The sequence below is a fragment of the Agrococcus sp. KRD186 genome, assembly GCF_017168255.1.
GTDB lineage: Bacteria > Actinomycetota > Actinomycetes > Actinomycetales > Microbacteriaceae > Agrococcus.
In genome coordinates this window covers 657087-679107 of sequence record NZ_JABFAP010000001.1, presented here as the reverse complement: position 1 = coordinate 679107, position 22021 = coordinate 657087, and the positions used below count along the sequence as shown (strand labels likewise).

General features: G+C 71.8%; 24 protein-coding genes. 4 read left to right on the top strand and 20 right to left on the bottom strand.

Going from position 1 to position 22021, the window contains the following annotated elements:
* Window positions 1-43: 43 nt before the first annotated feature.
* The 3 genes from J1M46_RS03390 to J1M46_RS03380 are packed head-to-tail and all read right to left on the bottom strand — an operon-like array spanning window position 44 to window position 3584.
* Window positions 44-1429 carry a dihydrolipoamide acetyltransferase family protein gene (locus J1M46_RS03390; RefSeq protein ID WP_206446531.1) on the bottom strand — a complete coding sequence of 462 codons (1386 nt, stop codon included), beginning with the start codon at window positions 1427-1429 and terminating at the stop codon, window positions 44-46.
* Complete coding sequence (locus J1M46_RS03385) at window positions 1426-2469, bottom strand: alpha-ketoacid dehydrogenase subunit beta (protein WP_206446530.1); 1044 nt, start codon at window positions 2467-2469, stop codon at window positions 1426-1428. Before J1M46_RS03385 ends, J1M46_RS03390 begins: the two co-directional genes overlap by 4 nt.
* On the bottom strand, window positions 2466-3584 hold the full coding sequence (locus tag J1M46_RS03380; protein WP_342384253.1) for a thiamine pyrophosphate-dependent enzyme: 1119 nt from the start codon (window positions 3582-3584) through the stop codon (window positions 2466-2468). Before J1M46_RS03380 ends, J1M46_RS03385 begins: the two co-directional genes overlap by 4 nt.
* 174 nt (window positions 3585-3758) lie before the next feature.
* Here J1M46_RS03380 and J1M46_RS03375 point away from each other — a divergent pair, with 174 nt between their 5' ends.
* Both J1M46_RS03375 and J1M46_RS03370 read left to right on the top strand, forming a co-directional pair.
* Window positions 3759-4232: an Lrp/AsnC family transcriptional regulator gene (locus J1M46_RS03375; protein ID WP_206446529.1), complete on the top strand. Its 474-nt coding sequence runs from the start codon at window positions 3759-3761 to the stop codon at window positions 4230-4232.
* Between the two features lie 47 nt (window positions 4233-4279).
* Complete coding sequence (locus J1M46_RS03370; protein WP_241248997.1) at window positions 4280-5164, top strand: VOC family protein; 885 nt, start codon at window positions 4280-4282, stop codon at window positions 5162-5164.
* Between the two features lie 77 nt (window positions 5165-5241).
* On the opposite strand, the gene rsfS is transcribed toward J1M46_RS03370, so the two are convergent.
* From rsfS to rplU, 11 genes are all read right to left on the bottom strand, one after another.
* Complete coding sequence (gene rsfS / locus J1M46_RS03365; RefSeq protein ID WP_206446528.1) at window positions 5242-5616, bottom strand: ribosome silencing factor; 375 nt, start codon at window positions 5614-5616, stop codon at window positions 5242-5244.
* Window positions 5617-5632: 16 nt separating this feature from the next.
* Window positions 5633-6835: a hypothetical protein gene (locus tag J1M46_RS03360; protein ID WP_206446527.1), complete on the bottom strand. Its 1203-nt coding sequence runs from the start codon at window positions 6833-6835 to the stop codon at window positions 5633-5635.
* Entirely contained in the window at window positions 6832-7422 is a 591-nt protein-coding gene (nadD, locus tag J1M46_RS03355) for a nicotinate-nucleotide adenylyltransferase (protein ID WP_206446526.1), read from the bottom strand. The genes J1M46_RS03360 and nadD overlap by 4 nt, the downstream gene beginning before the upstream one ends.
* Before the next feature lie 17 nt (window positions 7423-7439).
* Entirely contained in the window at window positions 7440-7616 is a 177-nt protein-coding gene (locus J1M46_RS03350; protein WP_206446525.1) for a hypothetical protein, read from the bottom strand.
* Window positions 7617-7649: 33 nt separating this feature from the next.
* Window positions 7650-8912, bottom strand: coding sequence for a glutamate-5-semialdehyde dehydrogenase (locus J1M46_RS03345; protein WP_206446524.1), 1263 nt, complete (start codon window positions 8910-8912; stop codon window positions 7650-7652).
* Between the two features lie 84 nt (window positions 8913-8996).
* Window positions 8997-9380 (bottom strand): hypothetical protein, encoded by a 384-nt coding sequence (locus tag J1M46_RS03340; RefSeq protein WP_206446523.1) that lies wholly within the window; start codon window positions 9378-9380, stop codon window positions 8997-8999.
* A gap of 132 nt (window positions 9381-9512) precedes the next feature.
* Window positions 9513-9944 carry a GNAT family acetyltransferase gene (locus J1M46_RS03335; RefSeq protein ID WP_206446522.1) on the bottom strand — a complete coding sequence of 144 codons (432 nt, stop codon included), beginning with the start codon at window positions 9942-9944 and terminating at the stop codon, window positions 9513-9515.
* Window positions 9945-9949: 5 nt separating this feature from the next.
* Window positions 9950-10729 carry a glutamate 5-kinase gene (gene proB, locus J1M46_RS03330; protein WP_206446521.1) on the bottom strand — a complete coding sequence of 260 codons (780 nt, stop codon included), beginning with the start codon at window positions 10727-10729 and terminating at the stop codon, window positions 9950-9952.
* Window positions 10726-12255: a GTPase ObgE gene (obgE, locus tag J1M46_RS03325; protein ID WP_206446520.1), complete on the bottom strand. Its 1530-nt coding sequence runs from the start codon at window positions 12253-12255 to the stop codon at window positions 10726-10728. Before obgE ends, proB begins: the two co-directional genes overlap by 4 nt.
* A gap of 82 nt (window positions 12256-12337) precedes the next feature.
* Window positions 12338-12595, bottom strand: a complete 258-nt coding sequence (gene rpmA / locus J1M46_RS03320; RefSeq protein ID WP_092919170.1) for a 50S ribosomal protein L27 — start codon at window positions 12593-12595, stop codon at window positions 12338-12340.
* Between the two features lie 13 nt (window positions 12596-12608).
* Complete coding sequence (rplU, locus tag J1M46_RS03315) at window positions 12609-12917, bottom strand: 50S ribosomal protein L21 (protein WP_092919169.1); 309 nt, start codon at window positions 12915-12917, stop codon at window positions 12609-12611.
* Window positions 12918-13095: 178 nt separating this feature from the next.
* On the opposite strand from rplU, the gene J1M46_RS03310 reads away from it, so the two are divergent.
* Window positions 13096-13365 carry a DUF4031 domain-containing protein gene (locus J1M46_RS03310; protein WP_206446519.1) on the top strand — a complete coding sequence of 90 codons (270 nt, stop codon included), beginning with the start codon at window positions 13096-13098 and terminating at the stop codon, window positions 13363-13365.
* Window positions 13366-13509: 144 nt separating this feature from the next.
* Here the strand turns inward: J1M46_RS03310 and J1M46_RS03305 are convergent, their stop codons facing one another.
* A complete protein-coding gene (locus J1M46_RS03305; RefSeq protein WP_206446518.1) occupies window positions 13510-16179 on the bottom strand; it encodes an Rne/Rng family ribonuclease in 2670 nt (889 codons plus the stop codon).
* 192 nt (window positions 16180-16371) lie between these two features.
* Window positions 16372-17055, bottom strand: coding sequence for a leucine efflux protein LeuE (leuE, locus tag J1M46_RS03300; RefSeq protein ID WP_206446517.1), 684 nt, complete (start codon window positions 17053-17055; stop codon window positions 16372-16374).
* A gap of 42 nt (window positions 17056-17097) precedes the next feature.
* On the opposite strand from leuE, the gene J1M46_RS03295 reads away from it, so the two are divergent.
* On the top strand, window positions 17098-17718 hold the full coding sequence (locus J1M46_RS03295; RefSeq protein ID WP_206446516.1) for a vitamin K epoxide reductase family protein: 621 nt from the start codon (window positions 17098-17100) through the stop codon (window positions 17716-17718).
* A gap of 119 nt (window positions 17719-17837) precedes the next feature.
* Here J1M46_RS03295 and ndk read toward each other — a convergent pair whose 3' ends face one another.
* From ndk to J1M46_RS03275, 4 genes are all read right to left on the bottom strand, one after another.
* Window positions 17838-18248, bottom strand: a complete 411-nt coding sequence (ndk, locus tag J1M46_RS03290; protein WP_206446515.1) for a nucleoside-diphosphate kinase — start codon at window positions 18246-18248, stop codon at window positions 17838-17840.
* Between the two features lie 69 nt (window positions 18249-18317).
* Window positions 18318-18770: a DUF4233 domain-containing protein gene (locus J1M46_RS03285; RefSeq protein WP_206446514.1), complete on the bottom strand. Its 453-nt coding sequence runs from the start codon at window positions 18768-18770 to the stop codon at window positions 18318-18320.
* Window positions 18767-20341: a bifunctional folylpolyglutamate synthase/dihydrofolate synthase gene (locus J1M46_RS03280; protein ID WP_241248996.1), complete on the bottom strand. Its 1575-nt coding sequence runs from the start codon at window positions 20339-20341 to the stop codon at window positions 18767-18769. The genes J1M46_RS03285 and J1M46_RS03280 overlap by 4 nt, the downstream gene beginning before the upstream one ends.
* On the bottom strand, window positions 20338-22021 hold a 1684-nt coding region (locus tag J1M46_RS03275), incomplete at its 5' end, for a class I tRNA ligase family protein (RefSeq protein WP_206446513.1). The genes J1M46_RS03280 and J1M46_RS03275, both read right to left, overlap by 4 nt.

Genomic DNA, 22021 nt, shown 5'->3' with positions numbered 1-22021 from the left:
ATCACGACAGTGCTCATCGCGCCAGTGCTCATCGCGACAGTGCTCATCGCGCCAGCGCCAGCGCCGGGCGCTCCAGCACCGCGGCGATGTCGGCCAGGAAGCCCGCGGCCTCGCGGCCGTCGAGCACCCGGTGGTCGAACGAGACGGTCACGGTGCACACGTCGCGCAGCACGATCTCGCCCTGGTGGTTCCAGGGCAGCTTGCGGATCGCGCCGAGCGCGATGATCGCCGACTCCCCCGGGTTCAGGATGGGGATGCCGCCGTCGACGCCGAACACGCCCACGTTCGAGATGGTGATGTTCGACGAGGTGAGCTCCTCCATCGACAGCTTGCCCTCGCGCGCCCGCACGGCACGGTCCTTGATCTGCGCGGTCAGCTGGGCCGCATCCATCGTCTCCGCCTGGTCGACCGAGGCGACCACCAGGCCGCGGTCGGTCGAGACGGCGATGCCGAGGTTCACGTGCGCGAAGCGCTCGAGCTCGTTGGTGTCGGCGTGGAACGATGCGGTGACCTCAGGCCAGCGTTTGGCCGCCAGCAGGATCGCCCGGCTGGCCAGCGCCAGGAACGAGGCGTCGCCCGACTTGGCGAGCGCGAGCGTCTCGGTCACATCGACCTGATGGAAGGTCGCGGCGTGCGGCACCGTGAGCGCCGACTTGGTCATCGCGGCGGCGGTGTGCTTGCGCAGGCCGGTCACCTTCTCGCGCGTCGAGGCCGGTGCTGCCAACGCGCTCGCGGCAGAGGCGGCGGATGCGGTGCCCGCGCCCTCGACGTCGGCGCGGGTGACGAGGCCGTCGGCGCCGCTCGGGCGCACCGACTGCAGGTCGATGCCGCGATCCTTCGCTAGCTTGCGCACCGGCGGCATCGCCCGGTTCGGGCCGCGCCGCTGTGTGTGTTCCAATGCCGCGCGCTCGAACGGCTCGACATCCCAGGTGCGCTTGCTGCGGGTGGGCTTGCCGCCGTGCACGGTGACCGAGCCGACCAGCACCGAGATCTTCTCGGGCTTGTCGTCGGCCGCGACGGCCTCTGCCTGCGCGGCGACGTTCGTCTCGGGTGCGGAGGCCGGCGCGCTCACGACGTCGGGCTCCTCGCCGACCGGACCGGGCGCATCCGTCGTGGCCACCGCATCCGTCGTGGCCGCCGCATCGGTCATCCCCGCAGCGGTCATCCCCGCAGCGGGTGCGGCGCCGTCATCGTCGCCGAGGTCGAAGTCGATCAGCGGGGCGCCCACGTCGACGGTCTCGCCCTCGCCCGCGTGCAGCTTGGCGATGACGCCCTCGTAGGGGCTGGGCAGCTCGACGACCGCCTTGGCGGTCTCGATGTCGGCGAGCGGCTGGTTGAGCTCGACGGTGTCGCCCTCGGCGACCTTCCACGCGACGATCTCGCTGTCGGTCAGGCCCTCGCCCAGGTCGGGCAGCAGGAAGGTCTTCATCGTGCGGCTCCATCGTTGATGGCGGCACCGGTGACGGCGGCGTAGTCGAGGTCGGTGCGCGAGTTGCGGCGGCCGAGCGTGCGGTCGACGGCGTCGAGCAGCCGGTCGAGGCTCGGCAGGTACTCGTGCTCAACGGCCGAGGGCGGGTACGGGGTGTCGTAGCCGGTGACGCGCTCGGGCGCGGCCTCGAGGTGCGCGAAGGCGCGCTCGGCGACGGAGGCGATGAGCTCGCTCGAGACGGACGACTCGGCGGGCGCCTCGTGCGTGACGATCAGGCGGCCGGTGCGCTGCACCGACTCGACCACCGTGTCGACATCCAGCGGCGAGATCGAGCGCAGGTCGATGACCTCGATCTCGATGCCCTCGTCGGCGGCGGCGATGGCGGCGCGCAGCGCGGTGTCGACCGTCGGCCCGTAGGCGGCGATCGTCACGTCGCGGCCGCTGGCGACGATGTTGGCGGTCTCGAGGTCGCGCACGATCTGACGATCGACCTCGCCCTTCGTGTAGTACTTGCCCTTCGGCTCGAAGAACAGCACCGGGTCGTCGCTCTGGATCGCGGCGCGCAGCGTCGAGTACGCCTCCTGCGGCGTCGAGGCGGTGACCACGCGCAAGCCCGCCGTGTGGGCGAAGTACGACTCGGGCGACTCGCTGTGGTGCTCGACCGAGCCGATCGCGCCACCGAAGGGCACGCGAATGGTCAGCGGCATCTTCACCCGGCCCTGCGAGCGGTAGTGCAGCTTCGCGACCTGCGCGACGATCTGGTCGAACGCGGGGTAGATGAAGCCGTCGAACTGGATCTCGGCGACCACCCGGAAGTCGCGGTACGTCATGCCGATCGCGGTGCCGATGATGGCCGACTCGGCCAGCGGCGTGTCGATCACTCGCTGCGTGCCGAAGCGGTCCTGCAGGCCGTCGGTGACGCGGAAGACGCCGCCGAGCTTGCCGATGTCCTCGCCCATCAGCAGCACGCGGTCGTCCCCGTCGAGCGAGTCGGCGAGGGCGGCGTTGATGGCCTTCGCCATCGTCAGGGTCTCGGTCATGCCTTGGCCTCGATGCTGCTCACGAAGGCGCGGTGCTCGAGGCGCTGGCGCTCCAGGCGCCGGCTCGGCTGCGCGTAGACGTTGTCGAAGATCTCGTCAGCGGTGGGCGGCTCGGCGTGCTCGCACGCGGCGCGGAACTCCTTGGCGAGCTGGTCGGCGCGGATCTTCGCCTCGGCGCGCACGGCCTCCATGTTGGCGCCGCAGCGAGCCAGCGCCCGCTCGACGCGCTCGATCGGGTCCTTCGCGGTCCACGCCTCGACCTCGGCCTCGTCGCGGTAGCGCTTCGGGTCGTCGGTGGTGGTGTGCGGGCCGCGGCGGTAGGTGACCGCCTCGATGAAGGTGGGGCCGCCGCCGGTGCGGGCGCGGTCGATGGCGATGCGGGCGGCGGCGTGCATGGCGAGCACGTCGTTGCCGTCGACGCGCATCGAGGGGATGCCGAAGCCGGTGGGGCGCAGCGCGAGCGGCACGCCCGACTGCAGGCCGACGGGCTCGGAGATCGCGTACTGGTTGTTCTGGCAGAGGAAGACCACCGGCGCCTGGAAGGAGGCCGCCCAGACGAGCGCCTCGTTGACGTCTCCCTCGCTGGTGGCGCCGTCGCCGAAGGCGGTCAGCGCGACCTCGTCGGCGCCGTCCATCTTGGCGGCCATGGCGTAGCCCACGCCGTGCAGCGACTGCGCGCCGATGATGATCTGCGAGGGCGCCATGCGGATCTCCTGGGGATCCCAGCCGCTGTGCGCGTAGGCCTTCCAGATGCGCGAGAACTCGCCCATGTCGGCACCGCGCAGCAGCGCGAAGCCGTGCTCGCGGTACGAGCCGAAGACCCAGTCCTTCTCCCCCAGCGCGCGGGCGGGGCCGACCTGCGCGGCCTCCTGGCCCAGCAGCGGCGGCCACAGCACCAGGTGGCCCTGGCGGGTGAGGGCGAACGCCTCGACGTCGAGCCGGCGCACGCGCACCATGTCGACGTAGAGGTTCGTGAGGGCGTGCTCGTCGATGTCGGTCAGGTGCGGGTCGAGCAGCTCGTTCGGCAGCCGGGTGCCGTCGAGGTCGAGCACGGTCAGCGGGCAGTCAAGGCCTGCGGCGAGCGCGGGGTCGGGGGCTGGCACGGTGATCGACACGATCGAACCTCCTCGTTCGAGCGCCTTGTGGGCGCCGGTCGGATCCACAGGACGGGTCGTCCGAAGATCTGTGCTCCGACGGTAGCCCGATCTGGCACGCCGCGCAATCAGCGACACGCTTGCTGCGCAGGTCGCGCATTTCGCCGCGAGCTGCTGTGCGCTAGATTGCGCATCATGCGCACCGTCGATGACACCGATCGGAAGATCCTGCTCGAGCTCACCAGGCACCCGCGGATCACGAACGCCGCGATCGCCGAGCAGCTCGGGCTCGCCCGCAACACCGTGCAGAGCCGGGTGGCCGCGCTCGAGGCCTCGGATGCGCTGCAGGGCTTCGACCGCAGGTTCCACGCCGCGGCGCTCGGCTACCCGCTGACGGTGTTCATGGCGACCCACGTCGACCAGCCGCAGATCGACTCGGTGGTCGAGCAGCTGCGGCAGATCCCCGAGGTCGTGCAGGCCTTCGGGCTCTCCGGCCAGGCGGACGTGCTCGTGCGCGTGGTGTGCCGCGACGCCGAGGATCTCTACCGCGTCAACAAGCTGGTGCTCGCCTGCGAGGGCGTGGAGCGCACCGAGACCTGGCTGTCGATGGGCGAGCTGATCCCCTTCCGCCTCGCGCCGGTGCTCGAGCGCGACCTCGGCCGAAAGTAATTCGGAATCAAACGACCACGATGGCGTTGCACCTCCCGGAGGACATGATGAACACCACGATCGATCTGCTGCCCGACGCCACCGACATGGGCCCGGTGATGCTCAAGACCGCATCCCTGGCACGCCTGGTGCACTGGTACACCGCCGGCGTCGGCCTCGAGCACATCGCCGAGCGGCCCGGCGCGGTCGAGCTCGGCGTCGACGGCCGCACCATCCTGGTGCTGGAGGAGGCGCCCGACCTGCGCGGCCCCAACCCCGCGGATGCCGGCCTGTTCCACACCGCCGTGCTCTACCCCACGCAGGCGGCGCTGGCTGCCGCCGTCGTGCGCATGACACAGCTGCCGAACATCCAGTTCGCGGGCACCGGCGACCACCATGTCTCCGAGGCGTTCTACTTCGCCGACCCCGACGGCAACGGCGTCGAGCTCTACGTCGACCGCCCGCGCGAGCAGTGGAGCTGGTCGAACGGCCAGGTCTACATGACCACCGAGTTCATCGACCCGAACCGCTTCGTCAACGAGCACCTCGACCGCGGCGCGTTCGGTGCCGGCCCGTCGACCGCGCCGGTGGAGGCGAAGATCGGCCACGTGCACCTGCAGGTCGGCGACGTCGCCTCCGCGCGCGCGTTCTACGTCGGCGCGCTCGGCTTCGCCGAGACCACCTCGCTGGGCAACACGGCGCTGTTCGTCAGCGCCGGCGGCTACCACCACCACATGGCGATGAACGTCTGGAACTCCCGCGGCGCGGGCCGCCGCGCCGACACCCTCGGCCTCGGCCGGGTCGAGATCCGGGTGCCCGATGCGGATGCGCTGGGCGCGGCCCGCGAGCGGCTCACGACCGCGGGCGTGGCGGTCACCGACGACGGCCGCAGCATCCGCTTCGACGACCCGTGGGCCAACGCGATCACCCTCACGCCCACGCTCGTCGGGTAGCGCCCTCCGCAGGTATAGGGCGATTTGCTCGGCATCGACAGGTGCTGGGGCAAACCGCCCTATACCTGTCGTGGGGGCTAGTCGGCCGGGTGCTCCGGCAGCTGCAGGTCGACCACCGGCGCATCGCGCCACAGCCGCTCGAGCTGGTAGTAGGTGCGCTCCTCCTCGTGGAAGACGTGCACCACGATGTCGGAGAAGTCGAGCAGCACCCAGCGGCCGTCGGCCCGGCCCTCGCGGCGCACAGGCTTGGCGCCCTCGGGGTGCAGCGCGTCCTCGATGTCGCGGGCGATGGCGCTGACCTGCCGCTCGTTGCGGCCGGTGACGAGCAGGAACACGTCCGTCAGCGGCAGCTGCCCGGAGACGTCGAGCGCCACCTGGTCGACACCGAGGGCCTTGTCGGCTGCGCGTGCCGCGACGCGCGCGAGCGCGATCGCCTTCTCATCCGCGCTCATCGCGCACTCCCGTCGATCAGAGCCAGCCCTGCGAGATCGCGAGGAAGAGCACCGTGCCGACGCCGACGACGAATGCGCCCGCGCCCACGCCGATGACGACCGGCCAGGCATTGGTCCGCTGCTTCTGCGGTGCGATCTGCACGCGAGCGTTCGCGTACGACGAGACCGCCTTCGAGGCGCGCACCGGCGCCGTCTCGGGGCTCGAGACCTCGCCCTCGGCGACATCGGAGTCGACGTCGTTGCCGTCGATCGACGCGCGACCGCGGCCGGACGAGGCGAAGCCCTCCGGCACGTCGATCGAGCCGGTGACGAGCAGGCCGTCGTCGCCCTCGAGCGTGAAGTCGGGGCTCTCGCTGCCGGCGGGCAGCACCAGCGCGTTCGCCGTGAACGACGAGGTCGAGCTGCCGCTGCTGCCGGCGACGCCCTGCTCGCGCAGATCGGCGATGTGGTGCTCGGAGGTGTCGGAGACGACGTTCACGATCACCGGGAGGCGCTGCGACTGGCCGCGGCTCGGGCCGGTGACGGTGAGGCTCTCGTCCTCGGCCGCTGCCGCGCGGCGGTCCTCGAGCTCCGCCGGCGTCACCTCGGCGACGCGGCGCGACGAGACACGCGGCTGCTCGACGAGCACCTCGTCGATCTCGAGGTCGTCCACCTCGGCGTCGTCGACGGTGTCGAGGCCCTGCACGTCATCGATCTGCGCGCTCGAGCGGCGCGCGGAGGAGGGTGCGGGCACGGATGCGCTGCCCGCGGCGGGTGCGCTGCCGGGCGCGGGTGCACTGGGCGCCTCGTCCGCCAGCTCGGCCTCGAGCACGTCAAGACCGACGGTCTCCTCGACCGGCTCGACGGTGGCATCGCGGTGTGCCGCAGTGCCTGCCTCGGGGGCGGGCTGCTGCGCCGCCTTGTCCTTCTTGCGGCCGAAGAAGCGGCCGAGCGGCTTGGAGGTGGCAGCCTTGTCGTCCTCGGCCGGAGCGGCGCCGGACTGCTCGCGCACCTCGCGGAGGTCGAGCGCTTCGGTCTCGGCGAGCTCGACGCTCTCGGCCGGCGCCGCGGGAACGCTGGGCGTGGAGTGGCGGCCGAGCTGCTCGGGGGCGGACGCTGCCGCGTCAGACGCCTCCTCGGGCACCGGCGGCGGCCCGCCTGTCTGGGCGAGCTCGGCAGCGCGTTCGCGCGCCCGAAGCTCGCGCCGCGTCAGCGGTCGTTCTTCGTTCGCGTCAGTCATGCTGAGAGTCTCCGGTACAGGTCGTGTTTGCTGATGTATTGAACCACTCCGTCCGGCACGAGATACCAGACGGGATAGCCGGCGCTCACGCGCGCACGGCAATCGGTCGAGGATATCGCAAGTGCGGGGATCTCCAGCAGTGAGACACGGTCCGGCGGATACCCGGTGATGGATACCTGGTGGCCCGGGCGGGTGACGGCGACGAAGTGCGCGAGCTGCCAGAGCTCGTCGACGTCCTTCCACTCCACGATCGAGGTGAACGCATCCGCCCCCGTGATGAAGAACAGCTCGGCGTGCGGCCGCTGCTCGCGGATGTCGCGCAGCGTGTCGATCGTGTAGGTCGGCCCGTCGCGATCGATGTCGACGCGGCTGACCTTGAAGCGGGGGTTCGAGGCGGTCGCGACGACCGTCATCAGGTAGCGATCCTCGCTGGGCGACACGTCGGGCTTCAGGTACGGCTCACCGGTGGGCACGAAGACGACCTCGTCGAGGTCGAAGTGCTGCGCGACCTCGCTGGCGGCCACCAGGTGGCCGTTGTGGATCGGGTCGAACGTGCCGCCCATGATGCCGAGGCGCTGACGGCGCATGGGCGCGTCGCTGATGGTCAGCCGTCGCCGTGGGCGTCGCCCCGCACCGAGCGGTGGGCGACGTCGCGGAAGGAGCGCAGCACGATCGCGGAGATGAGGAAGACCGCTGCGGTGATGCCGGCAGCGATGTAGGGTGCGAACTCGGCGCCGGCCGATTCGGCCTCAGCGGCGGTCGCGAGCATAAGCAGGTGCATGGGTGCCTCCTTTTCGCTCAAGCCTAGCGCGGCTCAGGCGCGCACCTGACCGGCGCCGCGCACGATCCACTTGGTGCTGGTCAGCTCGGTCAGCCCCATCGGGCCGCGGGCGTGCGACTTCTGCGTCGAGATGCCCACCTCGGCGCCGAAGCCGAACTCGCCCCCGTCGGTGAAGCGAGTGGATGCGTTGTGCATCACGACCGCGGAGTCCACCTGGGCGAGGAACGTGCCCGCCGCATCCGCGTCGTCGGTCACGATGGTGTCGGTGTGGTGCGTGCCGTAGCGATTGATGTGCTCGATGGCGGCGTCGAGGTCGTCGACGACACCGATCGCGACATCCATCGACAGGTGCTCGGTCGCCCAGCCGCCCTCGCCCAGCGGCTCGGTGCGCGGGGCGCCCGGCAGCGGGCCGTCGGCATGCAGGGTGACCCCGGCCTGCTGGAGCGCCTCGGCGAGCACGGGCACCGCGGTGTCGGCGATGTCGCGGTGCACGAGCACCGTCTCGAGCGCGTTGCAGACGCTCGTGCGCTGCGTCTTGGCGTTCAGCACGATCTCGACCGCCATCGGCAGCTGCGCCGCACGGTCGACGAACGCGTGCACGATGCCGGCGCCGGTCTCGATGACCGGCACGGTCGCCTCGGTGACGACCCGCTCGATGAGGGCGGCGCTGCCTCGCGGCACGAGCAGGTCGACGAGCCCGCGCGCCCGCATCAGGCGGCCAGCGCCGTCGCGGCCGAAGCGGTCGATGGTCTGCACCGAGGCGCGCGGCAGCCCGGTCGCCTCGATCGCGCCCTGCATGGCCTCGACGAGCACGGCATTGGTCTGCTCGGCGGCCGAGCCGCCGCGCAGCACGACCGCGTTGCCGGAGCCGAGCGCGATGCAGGCCAGATCGACGGTCACGTTGGGGCGGGCCTCGTAGATGACGCCGATGACGCCGAAGGGCACGCGCACCTCGGTGAGGTCGAGCCCGTTCGGCAGCGTGCGCTGCCGCAGCACCTCGCCGATCGGATCGGGCAGCTCTGCCAGCTGCCGGGCTGCATCGGCGAGGCCGGCAATGCGTGCCTGATCGAGCAGCAGACGGTCGAGCATGCCCTCAGCGAGCCCGGTCTCGCGGCCCCGCTCGAGGTCGGCGGCGTTGGCCGCGAGGATGTCGTCGGTCGCTGCCTCGATCGCCTCGGCGATGGCGAGGACGGCGGTGTGGCGCTGGTGCGCGGGCGCGACGCCGAGCGCGCGGGAGGCGCGCTGCGAGGCGGTCAGCAGCGCGTCGAAGTCGTCGGTAGGGAGCTCGGCGGCCATGTCTCGATCCTAGGCCGCGGTCGATGCGCGTGCAGCGGCGGCAGCGCACCGCTCGTGCTCGCTCGCCCTGGAGGCTGCAAAGGCTCACGCGCGATCGGGGGCGGGGCCGTCTGCATGCTCCTTGAACGGGAACCGCCCGGCACCGACATGGAGACCGCGCAACGCGGGTGGATGCACGACGACGTCGCCTGCGACCGCCAGGATGTCCACGATATCGTGATCCTCGGGATCATCGCCGCAGCCGCAGGAGAGCAGCTGGCGGCGACAGCGCGGGCACGGCTCCAGGTCGCAGCCGTAGTGGTGGAAGCCCTGCCGCTGGATGCCGCAGTCGCCGCAGCGACCGCCACGGCCGATGGGGGCGCCCGTCTGGCGGATCCGGTCGAAGCGTTCGCCCCGGATGATGAACGCGTCCACCCTGCAGGTGGCAGCCTCGAGCATCTCCTGCCCGCAGTCTTCGCAGTCGGCCATCGTCGTCCCTTCGTTCGGCCAGCACGTCGCGCGTGCGCGGCGCTGCTGGACTCGTTGCTGAGGGTGCCGATACTGCCCGGACCGTGTGCCGGCGGGAGCGGCGGAATCCGGTGCCTGTGGACAGTCGGGCCGTCAGCCCTCTGCGAGTCGCCGTCCCAGCACGGTGACGGCCTGCTGCTCGTAGCCGATCGCCGTGTAGAAGCCGGACGCCGCCTCGTTGTCGGCGCGCACCATCAGCTGCAGCTTGACGCCTCCGTGGTCGACGATCCACGCCTCCGCCGCCCGCATCAGCCGGGCGCCGAGACCCTGCCGATGGCGCCCGAGCTCGACGGCCAGGTAGTAGACCCAGCCGCGGTGGCCGTCGTGGCCGACCATCACCGTGCCGACGAGCGCTCCGCCGTCACGGATGCCGAGCACAGCCGAGGCGGGACCCTCGACCGCGCGGGTGAAGTCCGCCTGCGGCGCGTTCCATGGGCGGGTGAGGCCGTTGTCCTGCCAGAGCGCGATGGCGTCTGCCGCGTCGGCGAGGCCGAGCTGCTCGACGGGTGCAGCGACCTCCGCCACGCGGTTCAGTCCTCGGGCCGGGGGTTCGGCTCGAACTCGGTGCCGAGCCGCTCCCCCGCGACCAGCCGCTCGAGCAGCGGCGTCGCGGTGACCGTCACACGTACGCCGGCGTCGGCGGCGAGACGCGCCGCATCCACCTTCGTCATCGCGCCACCGGAGCCGATGTGGCTGCCGCTGGCCCCCAGGCGCACACCGTCGAGCGGATCGCCGTAGGGCACCAGGCTGATGGGCTCGGAGCCGGCCTCGTCGGGCGGCGCGGTGCGCAGCGCCTCGATGTCCGAGAGCAGGATGAGCCGGTCGGCGCCGACGAGCTTGGCGACCAGCGCCGCCAGCCGGTCGTTGTCGCCGAAGCGGATCTCGTGCGTGGCGACCGTGTCGTTCTCGTTCACGATCGGCAGCATCCGCAGCTCGAGCAGCCGCTCGAGCGCGTTGCGGGCGTTCACCCGGTGCGAGTCCATGTCCATGTCGGATGCGGTGAGCAGGATCTGCGCCGCGATCACCTCGTGGCGCGAGAGGCTGCGCTGGTAGCGGTTCATCAGCACGTTCTGCCCCACGGCCGCCGCGGCCTGCTGCATGGGCAGGTCGGCAGGGCGCTCCTGCAGGCCCAGGAACGGCATGCCGGTGGAGATGGCACCGGAGGAGACCAGGATGACGCGCCCGGTGCGGTGCAGCGCCGCGAGCCCGTCGACGAGCGGCTCGATCTGCGCCCGGCGCTCGCCCGAGATCGACGAGGAGCCGACCTTGATGACGATCAGTTCGCCCGCGGTGCGGTCGAGCGACGTCATGCGTCCTCGTCCCAGCGCTCCACCTCGACGCTGTCCTCGGTCCAGCGGGCGGCGTCGCGCTCCTGCACGAGACCGTCGCGGGCAGCCTGCTTGGCGTCCATGCGGCGGTGGTACTCCTCGCGGCGCTCCTGCGTGGTGCGGCGGTCGTTGCGATCGAGGCGAGGATCGGTGCCGCGGTTGCCGACCAGCTCGGCGGCGGAGGCGATGGTGGGCTCCCAATCGAAGACGATGCCGGCGCCCGGGCCGATCACGACGGTCGCGCCGGCGACCGCACCGGCCTTGAGCAGCGCATCCTCGGTACCGAGCTTCGCCAGTCGGTCGGCGAGGTAGCCGACGGCCTCGTCGTTGCGGAAGTCGGTCTGCGCCACCCAGCGCTCGGGCTTCGCACCCAGGATGCGGTAGACCGGCCCCGCGTGCGTGCCCTCGACCTTGACCCGGAAGCCGCTGTCGTCGATCGCCTTCGGCCGCAGCACGATGCGCTCGGGCTCGGGCTCGGCCGCCTTGGCTTCGCGGTCGGCCTCGACGATCTCGGCGAGCGCGAAGGAGAGCTCGCGCAGTCCCTTGTGGGCGACGGTGGAGATCTCGAAGACGCGGAAGCCCATGCCCTCGATCTCCTCGCGCACGAAGGCGGCGAGCTCGGCCGCCTCTGGCACGTCGATCTTGTTGAGGGCGACGAGCTGCTGACGCTCGAGCAGCGGCGTCTGCCCCTCCGGCACCGGGTAGGCGGCGAGCTCGGCGAGGATGACCTTGAGGTCGCTGACCGGGTCGCGGCCGGGCTCGAGCGTCGCGCAGTCGATCACGTGCAGCAGTGCCGAGCAGCGCTCGACGTGGCGCAGGAACTCGAGGCCGAGGCCCTTGCCCTCGCTCGCGCCCTCGATGAGGCCGGGCACGTCGGCGATCGTGTAGCGGGACTGGCCCGACTCGACCACGCCCAGGTTCGGGTGCAGGGTCGTGAAGGGGTAGTCGGCGATCTTGGGCCGCGCGGCGCTCATGGCGGCCACGAGGCTCGACTTGCCGGCGCTCGGGAAGCCCACCAGCGCGACGTCGGCGACGGTCTTCAGCTCAAGCGTGATGTCGCCCTCGAAGCCGGGCGTGCCGAGCAGCGCGAAGCCGGGGGCGCGGCGCTTCTGGTTCGACAGCGCGGCGTTGCCGAGCCCGCCCTGGCCGGCGGGGCCGACGACGAGGCGCATGCCCGGCTGCGTGAGGTCGGCGAGCTGCTCGCCGTCGGCATCGGTCACCACGGTGCCGACCGGCACGGGCAGCTCGAGGTCGGCGCCGGTGGTGCCGGCGCGGTGGTCGCCCATGCCGGGCTGGCCGTTCTCGCTCGCGCGGTGCGGTGCCCGGTGGTAGCCCAGCAGCGTGGTCACCTGCGGGTCGGCGACCAGCACGATGTCGCCGCCGTCGCCGCCGTTGCCGCCGTCGGGGCCGGCGAGCGGCTTGAACTTCTCGCGCTTGACGGAGACGCAGCCGTGCCCGCCGCTGCCGGCACGCAGGTGCAGTGTGACCTGATCGACGAAGGTCGCCATGGTGTGTCTCCTCTAGATGCGAGAACGGGGCGAGCCGAAGCCCGCCCCGTTCATCGGGATGCCTGTGTCGCGCGTGCGCTGATTACTCGGCTGCAGCGACGATGTTGACGACCTTGCGGCCGCCCTTCGCGCCGAACTCGACCGCGCCGGCCTCGAGGGCGAACAGCGTGTCGTCGCCACCGCGGCCAACGCCTGCGCCGGGGTGGAAGTGGGTGCCGCGCTGGCGGACGATGATCTCGCCGGCCTTGACGACCTGGCCGCCGAAGCGCTTCACGCCGAGGCGCTGCGCGTTCGAGTCACGGCCGTTGCGGGTGGACGATGCGCCCTTCTTATGTGCCATCTCTGCATGCCCCTTACTTGATGCCGGTGATCTTCAGGCGCGTGAGCTCCGAGCGGTGACCCATGCGGCGCTTGTAGCCGGTCTTGTTGCGGTAGTGCTGGATGCGGATCTTCGGGCCGCGCAGGTCGGTCACGATCTCTGCCGTCACCTTGACCTTGGCAAGGTCAGCAACGTCCGACGTCACCTTGTCGCCATCGACGAGCAGCACGGGGGCCAGCTCGACATTGCCGTTGTCGTCACCGGCGATGCGGTCGACGACGAGAACGGTACCGACCTCGACCTTCTCCTGCCGGCCGCCGGCGCGCACGATTGCGTACACCACGTTGGATCCTCACTGTTGGAACGACTCCCGGCCGTACCGGGACGAAGCTTTCGGCGCGCGCACGAAATGCGACTTGCGCCAGCGAACAACGATACAGGCAATCGTCGTTCCCGGTCAACATGAGCGCACCGCGCGTCGCGCATCCGCCGCCGTGCGTCTTCGACGCTACCGTTGCCGGATGGCGATCCTCGTCGACGACCCGCTCTGGCCGGCCCACGATCGCTTCTGGGCGCACATGGTGAGCGACACGAGCCTCGACGAGCTGCACGACTTCGCGCGCCGCGCGGGCATCCCGGCGCGCGGCTTCGACCACGACCACTACGACGTGCCCGCGGAGCGGATCGACGCGCTCGTGGCCATGGGCGCGACGCGGGTCGGCCCCAAGGAGCTCGTGCGCCGGCTGATCGCCAGCGGCCTGCGCGTCAAGGAGCGCGACCGGCGGGATTGAGCCGTGCGCGCGGGCGGCGTGCGTGATTGAGCCGTGCGCGCGGGCGGCGTGACTGCCGCGCTCCCGCGCGCCAAGCGGAGACCGGTACCGTCTTGCCGCTCGACCCGAGGGTGAGCGGCAAGACGGTACCGGTCGTGCTGGCGTCTAGCCCTGCTCGTCGGGCTTGGCCGTGATCACGCCGGAGGAGGCGCGGCGCGAGCGGCGAGCCGCCTTGCCGGTGCCGGGCGCGGGGGCGGCGAGCGCGTCGAGCGCGCTGCCGAGCAGCCCGTCGAGGTCGTTCTCGGTCGCCGTGCGGGCCTGCTGCTCCTGCTGGGGCTCGACCGGGATGTCGAGGATCGTCACGACCGGCTCGGCCGCGACCTGCTCGATCGCCTGCTTCGAGGGCTCGACGACGCCGGAGACCTGCTCCTGCGCGCGCTCGCCACGCTGGCGCCGGTTCGACCGGCGGCCGCCGCGCTCACGGCCGGACTGCTCCGACTGCTGCTCCGACCGCTGCTCCGGGTGCTGCTCCGGCTGCTCCGACTCGGGCGCCGTCTGCTGGGGCGCCTCCGCCTCGGCGGCGTGCTCGTGCTCGTGCTCGCCCTCCGGGTGCTTGCCCTTGGCGGCCGAGGCGATCTGCGAGAGGCCCTTGCGCATGTCCTCGGTGATGGCGTGCGTGCCGCCACCGTTGCCGTTCTGCTGGTGCTGCTGCTGCTGGTCGTTCTGCTTGCCGCCGCGGCCGCGGCGACGGCTGGTGCCGTTGCCGCCGCTGTCTGCCTGGCGCTGCGACTTCGAGACCGGCTCGTGGTGCACGATGATGCCGCGGCCGGCGCACACCTCGCACGCCTCGGAGTACGACTCGAGCAGCCCGAGGCCGAGCTTCTTGCGTGTCATCTGCACGAGGCCGAGACTCGTGACCTCCGCCACCTGGTGCTTCGTGCGGTCGCGCGAGAGGCACTCGATGAGGCGGCGCTGCACCAGGTCGCGGTTCGACTCCAGCACCATGTCGATGAAGTCGATCACGATGATGCCGCCGATGTCACGCAGCCGCAGCTGGCGCACGACCTCCTCTGCGGCCTCGAGGTTGTTCTTGGTGACCGTCTCCTCGAGGTTGCCGCCGGCACCGACGAAGCGGCCGGTGTTGACGTCGACGACGGTCATCGCCTCGGTGCGGTCGATCACGAGCGAGCCGCCGGAGGGAAGGAACACCTTGCGGTCGAGCGCCTTGTCGATCTGCTCCGAGATGCGGAAGTGCGAGAACGGGTCGTCGGTGCCCTCGTAGGCCTCGACGCGGTCGATCAGGTCGGGCGCGATGGCCTCGAGGTACTCGCGGATGGTCTCGAGCGCCTCGGAGCCCTGGATGACGAGCTTGCCGAAGTCCTCGTTGAAGACGTCGCGCACGATCTTGACCAGCAGGTCGGGCTCGGCGTGCAGGCGCAGCGGCGCGCTGCCCGACTGGCGCTGCTGCTGGATGCGCTCCCACTGGCGGGTGAGGCGCTCGACGTCGTTCGTCAGCTGCTCCTCGGTGGCGCCCTCGGCGGCGGTGCGCACGATGACGCCGACGCCCTCGGGCAGCACCTGCTTGAGGATCTTCTTCAGGCGCGCCCGCTCGGTGTCGGGCAGCTTGCGCGAGATGCCGTTCATCGAGCCACCGGGCACCGACACGAGGTAGCGGCCGGGCAGCGAGATCTGGCTCGTGAGCCGCGCGCCCTTGTGGCCCACCGGGTCCTTCGTGACCTGCACGAGCACGGTGTCGCCGGGCTTGAGCGCGAGCTCGATCTTGCGCGGCTGGCCCTCGAGCTCGGCGGCATCCCAGTCGACCTCGCCCGAGTAGAGCACCGCGTTGCGGCCGCGGCCGATGTCGACGAAGGCGGCCTCCATGCTCGGCAGCACGTTCTGCACGCGGCCGAGGTAGACGTTGCCGATCAGGCTCGACTCCGACGACTTCGCCACGTAGTGCTCGACGAGCACGCCGTCCTCGAGCACCGCCAGCTGCACGCGGTCGTGCTTCGAGCGCACGATCATCTGCCGCTCGACCGACTCGCGGCGGGCGAGGAACTCGGTCTCGGTCACCACCGTGCGACGACGGCCGGCATCGCGGCCCTCGCGGCGGCGCTGGCGCTTGGCCTCGAGGCGGGTCGAGCCCTTGACCTTCTGCGGCTCGGTGATGAGCGGCCTGCTGCTGCCCCCGTCATCGTCGCTGTCGCCGCGACGCGTGCGGCGGTTGCGGCGCGACGAGCGACGGCCGCGCTGCGAGCGGTCGTCGAAGTCGTCGTCCTCATCGTCGTCATCATCGTCGTCGTCGTACGAGCGAGCGGCGGGCAGCGCCGGCAGCGTCTCGAGATCGGGCGCGTGGAAGAGCAGCCCGAACGGGCCGGCGGGCACGGCCGGCAGCACCTTCGCAGCGGCGATCGGGTCGGCCGCCTGCTCCTCGTCGGACGAGGCAGCGGATGCGTCGTCCTGCGACGCGGTCGGAGCCGACGTCGCCGGGTCCAGCAGCCCGGGCTCGTGGCCCGGCTCCTGCTCGGTCGCGGCCTGGTCGGCCGATCCAGCCGGCTCCTGCACGGTCTCGGTCTGCTCGGCAGATGCATCCGAACCCTGCTCCGTCGACCCATCCGCACCCTGCTCGGCCGACGCATCCGTCGTCTCAGGCGTGTCCGTAGCCTCAGGAGTCTCGGGCTCGGCCTCGGCAGCGGCCGGTGCCTTGCGGGTCGAGACCCGCTTGCGCTTGGGCTTCTCGGCGGCGGGGGCCGTCTCGGTCGGGGCCTCGGTCGTCGCGTCGGTGACGTTCGGCTCGTTGCCCTCTTCGGGGAGGTTCGCTGTGTTGTCGGCCATCTCTGGCGTACTCCTGTCGCGACCGGCGCCGCCGGTCGACATCTCGCTCGCGGCCCGGGGCTCGCCCGGCGCGAATCCTTGCAACTCGCCCCCTCGCGGGAGCGGCCCGGGCCAGTCAGGCTGCCCGGAGAAACTTGTGCGTGCGCCCGTCGGGCGCGCTGCCGGCAACTCTACCGCACGCGGGCGCGCCCGCTACGGCAGCACCACGCGCACGGCGAGCGCCACGAAGGCGGCCGCGGCGACCAGCGTGCCCCCGATCGCGAGCCAGCCGTGCGGCTGCACGCTGCGGCCGACGCGGGCGCCCACCAGCACCAGCACGGTCAGGTAGAGCGCCGACGCGGTCTCGAGGATCAGCATGAGCACCACGACGTCGGCGAGCGGCGTGGGCGAGTCGGGGTCGATGAACTGCACGAAGAACGACGCGAGGAAGAGAATCGCCTTCGGGTTCAGCAGGCTCGTGATCAGCGCGGTGCGGAAGGGCGCGAGCCGAGGCCGGGCGATGATCGGGTTCGGCACCGCGATCGGCTGCGTCGGGTTCTCGGTCGGTGCAGGCTCCGCCCGCCGCTGGCGCTTGGCCCGGATGCGGTCGACCGCGCTGCGCACCAAGCCGAACGCCAGCCAGCACAGGTAGGCGGCGCCGGCCCAGGTGAGCACGCGGAAGACGATCGGGTTGGCCGAGAGCGCCTGCGCCGAGAGCACCGCGAGCACCATCAGCACGGCGTCGCCGAGGAAAACGCCGAGCATCGCGCGGAAGCCCGCACCGCGGCCGGCGCGCAGCGCGGTGGCGATCACGAACAGGCTGTTCGCGCCCGGCAGCAGCACGATCACGACGACGCCGGCTGTGAATGCGGTAAGAGTCGCCCCGTCGAGGCTCATGACCGGCCCACGGGACTGATTGAATGATGCGCAGGAGGCCACATGTCTGACGCTCGACCCGCCCACATCACCGCGCCGCTCTGGCTCGGCGCGCTGCTGATCATCACCGGGCTCGCCGGTCTGCTCGGCGCCTTCGCGCTCTCGGTCGACAAGATCGAGTTGCTGACGAACCCGCAGGGCTCACTCGGCTGCGACTTCAACCCCTTCCTGACCTGCTCGGGCGCGATGGACTCGGCGCAGGGCGAGGCGTTCGGGTTCCCGAACCCGTTCCTGGGTCTCATGACGTTCCCGGCTCCGATCATCATGGGGGCGCTGACGCTGGGCCGGGTGGCGATGCCGCGCTGGGTGTGGACGGTGTTCTCGCTCGGCGTGCTCGGCGGCCTCGCGTTCGTGCTGTGGCTGGCGCAGCAGTCGATCTTCGTCCTCGGCTTCGTCTGCCCCTGGTGCTTCCTGGTGTGGATGGCCATGTACGCGATGAGCTTCCCGCTGTGGGTCTGGGGCTTCGGCTCGGGCGCGCTGCCTGCCGGCGCCGGGCTCCGCCGCGTCGCAGCGAGGTTCTCGAGCTGGGGCTGGGTGCTCTCGCTCGCACTCGCCGTGATCGTGGTGCTCACGATCATGATCGTGCTGCCCGGCATCCCGCGCTACCTCTTCGGCGGCTTCTGACGCTTCGCGGCGCTCGGCCGCTGCGCCTCGGAGGGTGAACGACGGATGCGCTGCGGCCGCCGGGCGGGAATGCACCGGGGCCGCAGCGCATCACGGGCGCTTCGGCGTCAGGCGAACCGTCAGTCGAACCAGAGTGCGAGCTCGCGCGCTGCCGACTCCTCCGAGTCGGAGCCGTGCACGAGGTTCTGCTGCACCTTGAGGCCCCAGTCGCGGCCGAGGTCGCCGCGGATCGTGCCGGGGGCTGCCGTGGTCGGGTCGGTGGTGCCGGCGAGCGAGCGGAAGCCCTCGATGACGCGGTCGCCCTCGAGGCGGATCGCCACCGAGGGGCCCGAGAGCATGAACTCGACGAGCGGCTCGAAGAAGGGCTTGCCCTGGTGCTCGGCGTAGTGCTCCTCGAGGCGTGCCCTGTCGGGCTGCACGAGTCGCAGGTCGGTGACGACGTATCCCTTCGCCTCGATGCGGGCGAGGATGGCGCCGGTCAGCTGGCGCTGGACGCCGTCGGGCTTGATGAGGACGAGGGTGCTCTGCATGCCTGCCAGCCTACCGAGCGCCGGGCGGCCGCTCGGCCCGGCAAGCACGCCCCGTGCGCCCGTTCGCGGCTACTCGCCGGGGGCGCCGCGCGGGTCGAGGCCCGCCGCGCGGCGGTTCCGCTCGATGCCGCGCGCCTTCACGAAGCAGTAGATCCACAGGACGATGAACACCAGCGCGACGACGCCCCAGACCGGCTCGATGAGCGTCAGCGCGGCGAGCGCGACCTGCATCGCGAGGCTCACGATCCATCCCCACGTGCGCGCCAGCAGCGGCATGGTGGCCAGCAGCAGTGCCGCGACGACCGCGAACGCCAGCGGCTGCGGCCAGTCGCGCGAGACGCCCCAGACGGCGAGCGTGCCGAAGGCGAGGCCCGCGACCTCGAGCGTGTGGGTGATGCGCAGCAGCGCCTCCATCGCGCCGCGCTTCGGGCGCGGCTTGCGCGCCCTCGCGGGGGTGCCGGATGCGTCGGGTCCGGATGCGTTCGGCTCGGTCGCGCCGGGATCGTTCGTCTGCGCGGTCATCGCTCGTCCTCCTGGTCGGTGCCCTCGAGCGCGGTGTCCATGAACTCGGTGCCCTCGAGCTCTGGGGCGTCCAGCTGCACGGTCGCCGCCTGTCGGCGGGCGTCGGGCCGCAGCAGCCAGCCGGCCTCGCGGGCGTGGCCGATCACGTCGCCGAGCAGCGTGATCGATCCGGTGACGACCACCGCGCCGCCGCGGTCGGCCGCCGCGTCGCGGGCGGTCTCGACGGCGGTCTCGAGGTCGGTCTCAACCAGCACCCGGTCGGCGCCCAGCACCGCGACAGCCAGCGCGGCGAGCGCGTCGGCGTCGAGCGCGCGCTCGGAGCTCGACTGCGTCACCACCACCTCGTCGATCACCGGCTCGAGCTCGGTGAGCACGCCGGTGGCGTCCTTGCCGGCCAGCACGCCGAGCACGAGCGTGACGCGCTCGAGCCCGAAGTACTCCCCCAGCGCGGTGCGCAGCGAGGCGGCGCCGTGCGGGTTGTGGGCGGCGTCGGCGATCACGAGCGGCTCAGCGCCGATGGTGTCGAGCCTGCCGGGCGAGGTCACCGCGGCGAAGCCGTCGGCGAGCACCTCGGCGGTCATCGGCTGCGCGCCGCCGCCCAGGAAGGCCTCGACCGCGACGAGCGCGAGCGCCGCGTTGCGGCCCTGGTGCGCGCCCATCAGCGGCACCAGCTGGTCGATGTACTCGGCCGCGAGCCCCTTGACGGTGATGAGCTGGCCGCCGACCGCGACCGACTGCTCGGTGAGCGAGAAGTCGCGCCCGTCGACCAGCAGCCTCGCGCCCACCTCCGCCGCGCGCGCTTCGAGCACGGCGAGCGCCTCCGGCGACTGCGCGGCCGAGACGACGATGGCGTCGGGCTTGATGATGCCGGCCTTCTCCCCCGCGATCGCCTCGACGGTCGTGCCCAGGCGGCTCGTGTGGTCGAGCGCGATCGGCGTGATCACCGCGACGTCGCCGTCGGCGACGTTGGTGGAGTCCCAGGTGCCGCCCATGCCGACTTCCAGCACGGCGACGTCGACCGGGGCATCCGCCATCACGGCGAAGGCGAGCACGGTGAACGCCTCGAAGAAGGTCAGCCGGCGCTGGCCCTGCTGGGCGAGCTCGGCGTCCACCATGTCGAGGAACGGCGCGATGTCCTCGTAGCCCTGGGCGAACGCCTCGTCGGAGACGGGCTCGCCGTCGATCACGATGCGCTCGTTGACGCGCTCGAGGTGCGGGCTGGTGAGCACCCCGGTGCGCAGCCCGTGCGCGCGCAGCAGCGTGTCGATGATGCGCGCGGTCGAGCCCTTGCCGTTCGTGCCGGTGATGTGGATCACCCGGAACGCGCGCTGCGGCTCGCCGAGCAGCTCGACCGCCCGCCGGGTCGCCTCGATGCGCGGCTCGATCGCGGCCTCCCCCGCCCGCTCCAGCAGCGCCCGGTAGGCGGCCTCGGCCGCCTCCGCGTGCTCGAGCGAGGCGAGGATGCGGTCGTCGATGTCGGGCGGCTCGCCCGCGGCCTGGCTCGCCCCATCGGTCATGCCCGTCTCGTCCGTCATGCCCGTCTCGTCCGTCATGCCCGTCTCGTCCGTCATGCCTGGGCCCCCTCGGCCGCTGCGGCCTTCTCGATCGTGATCGCGAGCGGCGAGCCGTCGCCCACGCGGTGCGCGGTGCGGCCGTCGGCCAGCTCGCCCATCGTGTCGTCCACGCGCTCGAGCGTCAGCTCGACGGCGAGCGTCTCGGCCCTGACGAGCTCGCCGTTGGCCTCCAGCGCCGCGACACCGTGGCTGTCCGAGCCGAGGGTGAGACGGATGCGGTCGCTCACGTCGAGTCCGGCATCCTTGCGTGCCGACTGCACGGCGCGCACGACGTCGCGGGCGAGGCCCTCCGCCTCGAGCTCGGGTGTGGTCGCGGTGTCGAGCACGACGAAGCCGCCGGCCGGCAGGAAGCCGACCGCCGCGCTCTCGTCGGCGACCTCGAGCGCGAGCTCGAACTCGCCCTCGACCAGCGCGATGCCGCCGGCGGTGACGGTCTCGGCGCCGTCGTCGTCGGTCGCGACCGACCAGTCGCCGGCCCGCGCAGCCTGGATGGCGCGCTGCACGTCCTTGCCCAGGCGCGGTCCCGCCGCGCGGGCGTTGACCTGCAGCCGCCGCGAGATGCCGTAGCGCTCGAGCGCGTCGTCGGCGGCGGCCTCCAGCACCACATCGCGCACGTTGAGCTCGTCGCGCAGCACACTGGTGAAGGCGCTCACGTCGACGGCACCGACGACCGTGAGGGTCGGCAGCGGCAGCCGCACGCGCTTGCGCGCCTGCTTGCGCAGGGCGTTGCCGACCGACGCGATCGCGCGCACCGCGTCCATCTGCGCGACCAGCTCGGGGTCGGCGGGCAGCGCGTCGTCGCCGTCGCCGTCCACATCCGGCCAGTCGGTGAGGTGCACCGAGCGACCGCCGGTGAGGCCCTTCCAGACCTCCTCGGTCACCAGCGGCGACAGCGGCGCCGCGATGCGGGTGAGTGTCTCGAGCACCGTGTAGAGGGTGTCGAACGCCTCGGTGCCTGCAGGCGATCCGGTGCCACTGCCGTCCGCGGCCACGCCCGTCCAGAAGCGGTCGCGCGAGCGCCGCACGTACCAGTTGGTGAGCACGTCGAGGAACTCTCGCACCGCCCAGGTGGCACCGGTGGCATCCAGGCGCTCCAGCGCATCCGTCACCGTCTCCACCGTCTCGCGCAGCTTCGCGAGGATGTAGCGGTCGAGCACGTCGGTGGACGCCGCCGAGCGCCTCGCCAGGTACGGCCGGCCGTCGGCGGCGCGGTTGGCGTAGGTGGAGAAGAAGTACCAGGTCGACCACAGCGGCAGGTGGAACTGCCGCAGCGCCTCGCGGATGCCCTCCTCCGAGACGATGAAGTTGCCGCCGCGCAGGATCGAGCCCTGCATGAGGTTCCAGCGCACCGCATCCGACCCGTAGGTGTCGAACGACTCGTTCACGTCGGGGTAGTTGCGCCGCGACTTCGAGGCCTTGAAGCCGTCGTCGCCGAGGATGATGCCGTGGCTGATGACGCTCTCGAACGCCGGCCGGCCGAACAGGGCCACCGAGAGCACGTGCATGACGTAGAACCAGCCGCGCGTCTGCCCGATGTACTCGACGATGTAGTCGGCGGGGCTGTGCTCCTCGAACCATTGCTCGTTCTCGAACGGGTAGTGGAACTGCGCGAAGGGCATCGAGCCCGAGTCGAACCAGACGTCGAGCACGTCGGGGATGCGGCGCATGGTGCTGCGG

Bases quoted from the DNA above. Each gene is read 5' to 3' on its own strand.
- proB (WP_206446521.1), bottom strand. From the start codon at position 10,729: ATGACGTCGCTCGACCGCACCGCGGGCGAACTGATCGTCATCAAGGTC.
- J1M46_RS03350 (WP_206446525.1), bottom strand. From the start codon at position 7,616: ATGCACCTGCTTATGCTCGCGACCGCCGCTGAGGCCGAATCGGCCGGC.
- J1M46_RS03295 (WP_206446516.1), top strand. From the start codon at position 17,098: ATGTCTGACGCTCGACCCGCCCACATCACCGCGCCGCTCTGGCTCGGC.
- J1M46_RS03385 (WP_206446530.1), bottom strand. From the start codon at position 2,469: ATGACCGAGACCCTGACGATGGCGAAGGCCATCAACGCCGCCCTCGCC.
- J1M46_RS03285 (WP_206446514.1), bottom strand. From the start codon at position 18,770: ATGACCGCGCAGACGAACGATCCCGGCGCGACCGAGCCGAACGCATCC.
- J1M46_RS03345 (WP_206446524.1), bottom strand. From the start codon at position 8,912: ATGGCCGCCGAGCTCCCTACCGACGACTTCGACGCGCTGCTGACCGCC.
- rpmA (WP_092919170.1), bottom strand. From the start codon at position 12,595: ATGGCACATAAGAAGGGCGCATCGTCCACCCGCAACGGCCGTGACTCG.
- J1M46_RS03390 (WP_206446531.1), bottom strand. From the start codon at position 1,429: ATGAAGACCTTCCTGCTGCCCGACCTGGGCGAGGGCCTGACCGACAGC.
- J1M46_RS03370 (WP_241248997.1), top strand. From the start codon at position 4,280: ATGAACACCACGATCGATCTGCTGCCCGACGCCACCGACATGGGCCCG.
- rsfS (WP_206446528.1), bottom strand. From the start codon at position 5,616: ATGAGCGCGGATGAGAAGGCGATCGCGCTCGCGCGCGTCGCGGCACGC.
- J1M46_RS03310 (WP_206446519.1), top strand. From the start codon at position 13,096: ATGGCGATCCTCGTCGACGACCCGCTCTGGCCGGCCCACGATCGCTTC.
- J1M46_RS03340 (WP_206446523.1), bottom strand. From the start codon at position 9,380: ATGGCCGACTGCGAAGACTGCGGGCAGGAGATGCTCGAGGCTGCCACC.
- leuE (WP_206446517.1), bottom strand. From the start codon at position 17,055: ATGAGCCTCGACGGGGCGACTCTTACCGCATTCACAGCCGGCGTCGTC.
- obgE (WP_206446520.1), bottom strand. From the start codon at position 12,255: ATGGCGACCTTCGTCGATCAGGTCACACTGCACCTGCGTGCCGGCAGC.
- J1M46_RS03280 (WP_241248996.1), bottom strand. From the start codon at position 20,341: ATGACGGACGAGACGGGCATGACGGACGAGACGGGCATGACGGACGAG.
- nadD (WP_206446526.1), bottom strand. From the start codon at position 7,422: ATGCGCCGTCAGCGCCTCGGCATCATGGGCGGCACGTTCGACCCGATC.
- J1M46_RS03305 (WP_206446518.1), bottom strand. From the start codon at position 16,179: ATGGCCGACAACACAGCGAACCTCCCCGAAGAGGGCAACGAGCCGAAC.
- J1M46_RS03375 (WP_206446529.1), top strand. From the start codon at position 3,759: ATGCGCACCGTCGATGACACCGATCGGAAGATCCTGCTCGAGCTCACC.
- ndk (WP_206446515.1), bottom strand. From the start codon at position 18,248: ATGCAGAGCACCCTCGTCCTCATCAAGCCCGACGGCGTCCAGCGCCAG.
- J1M46_RS03360 (WP_206446527.1), bottom strand. From the start codon at position 6,835: ATGACTGACGCGAACGAAGAACGACCGCTGACGCGGCGCGAGCTTCGG.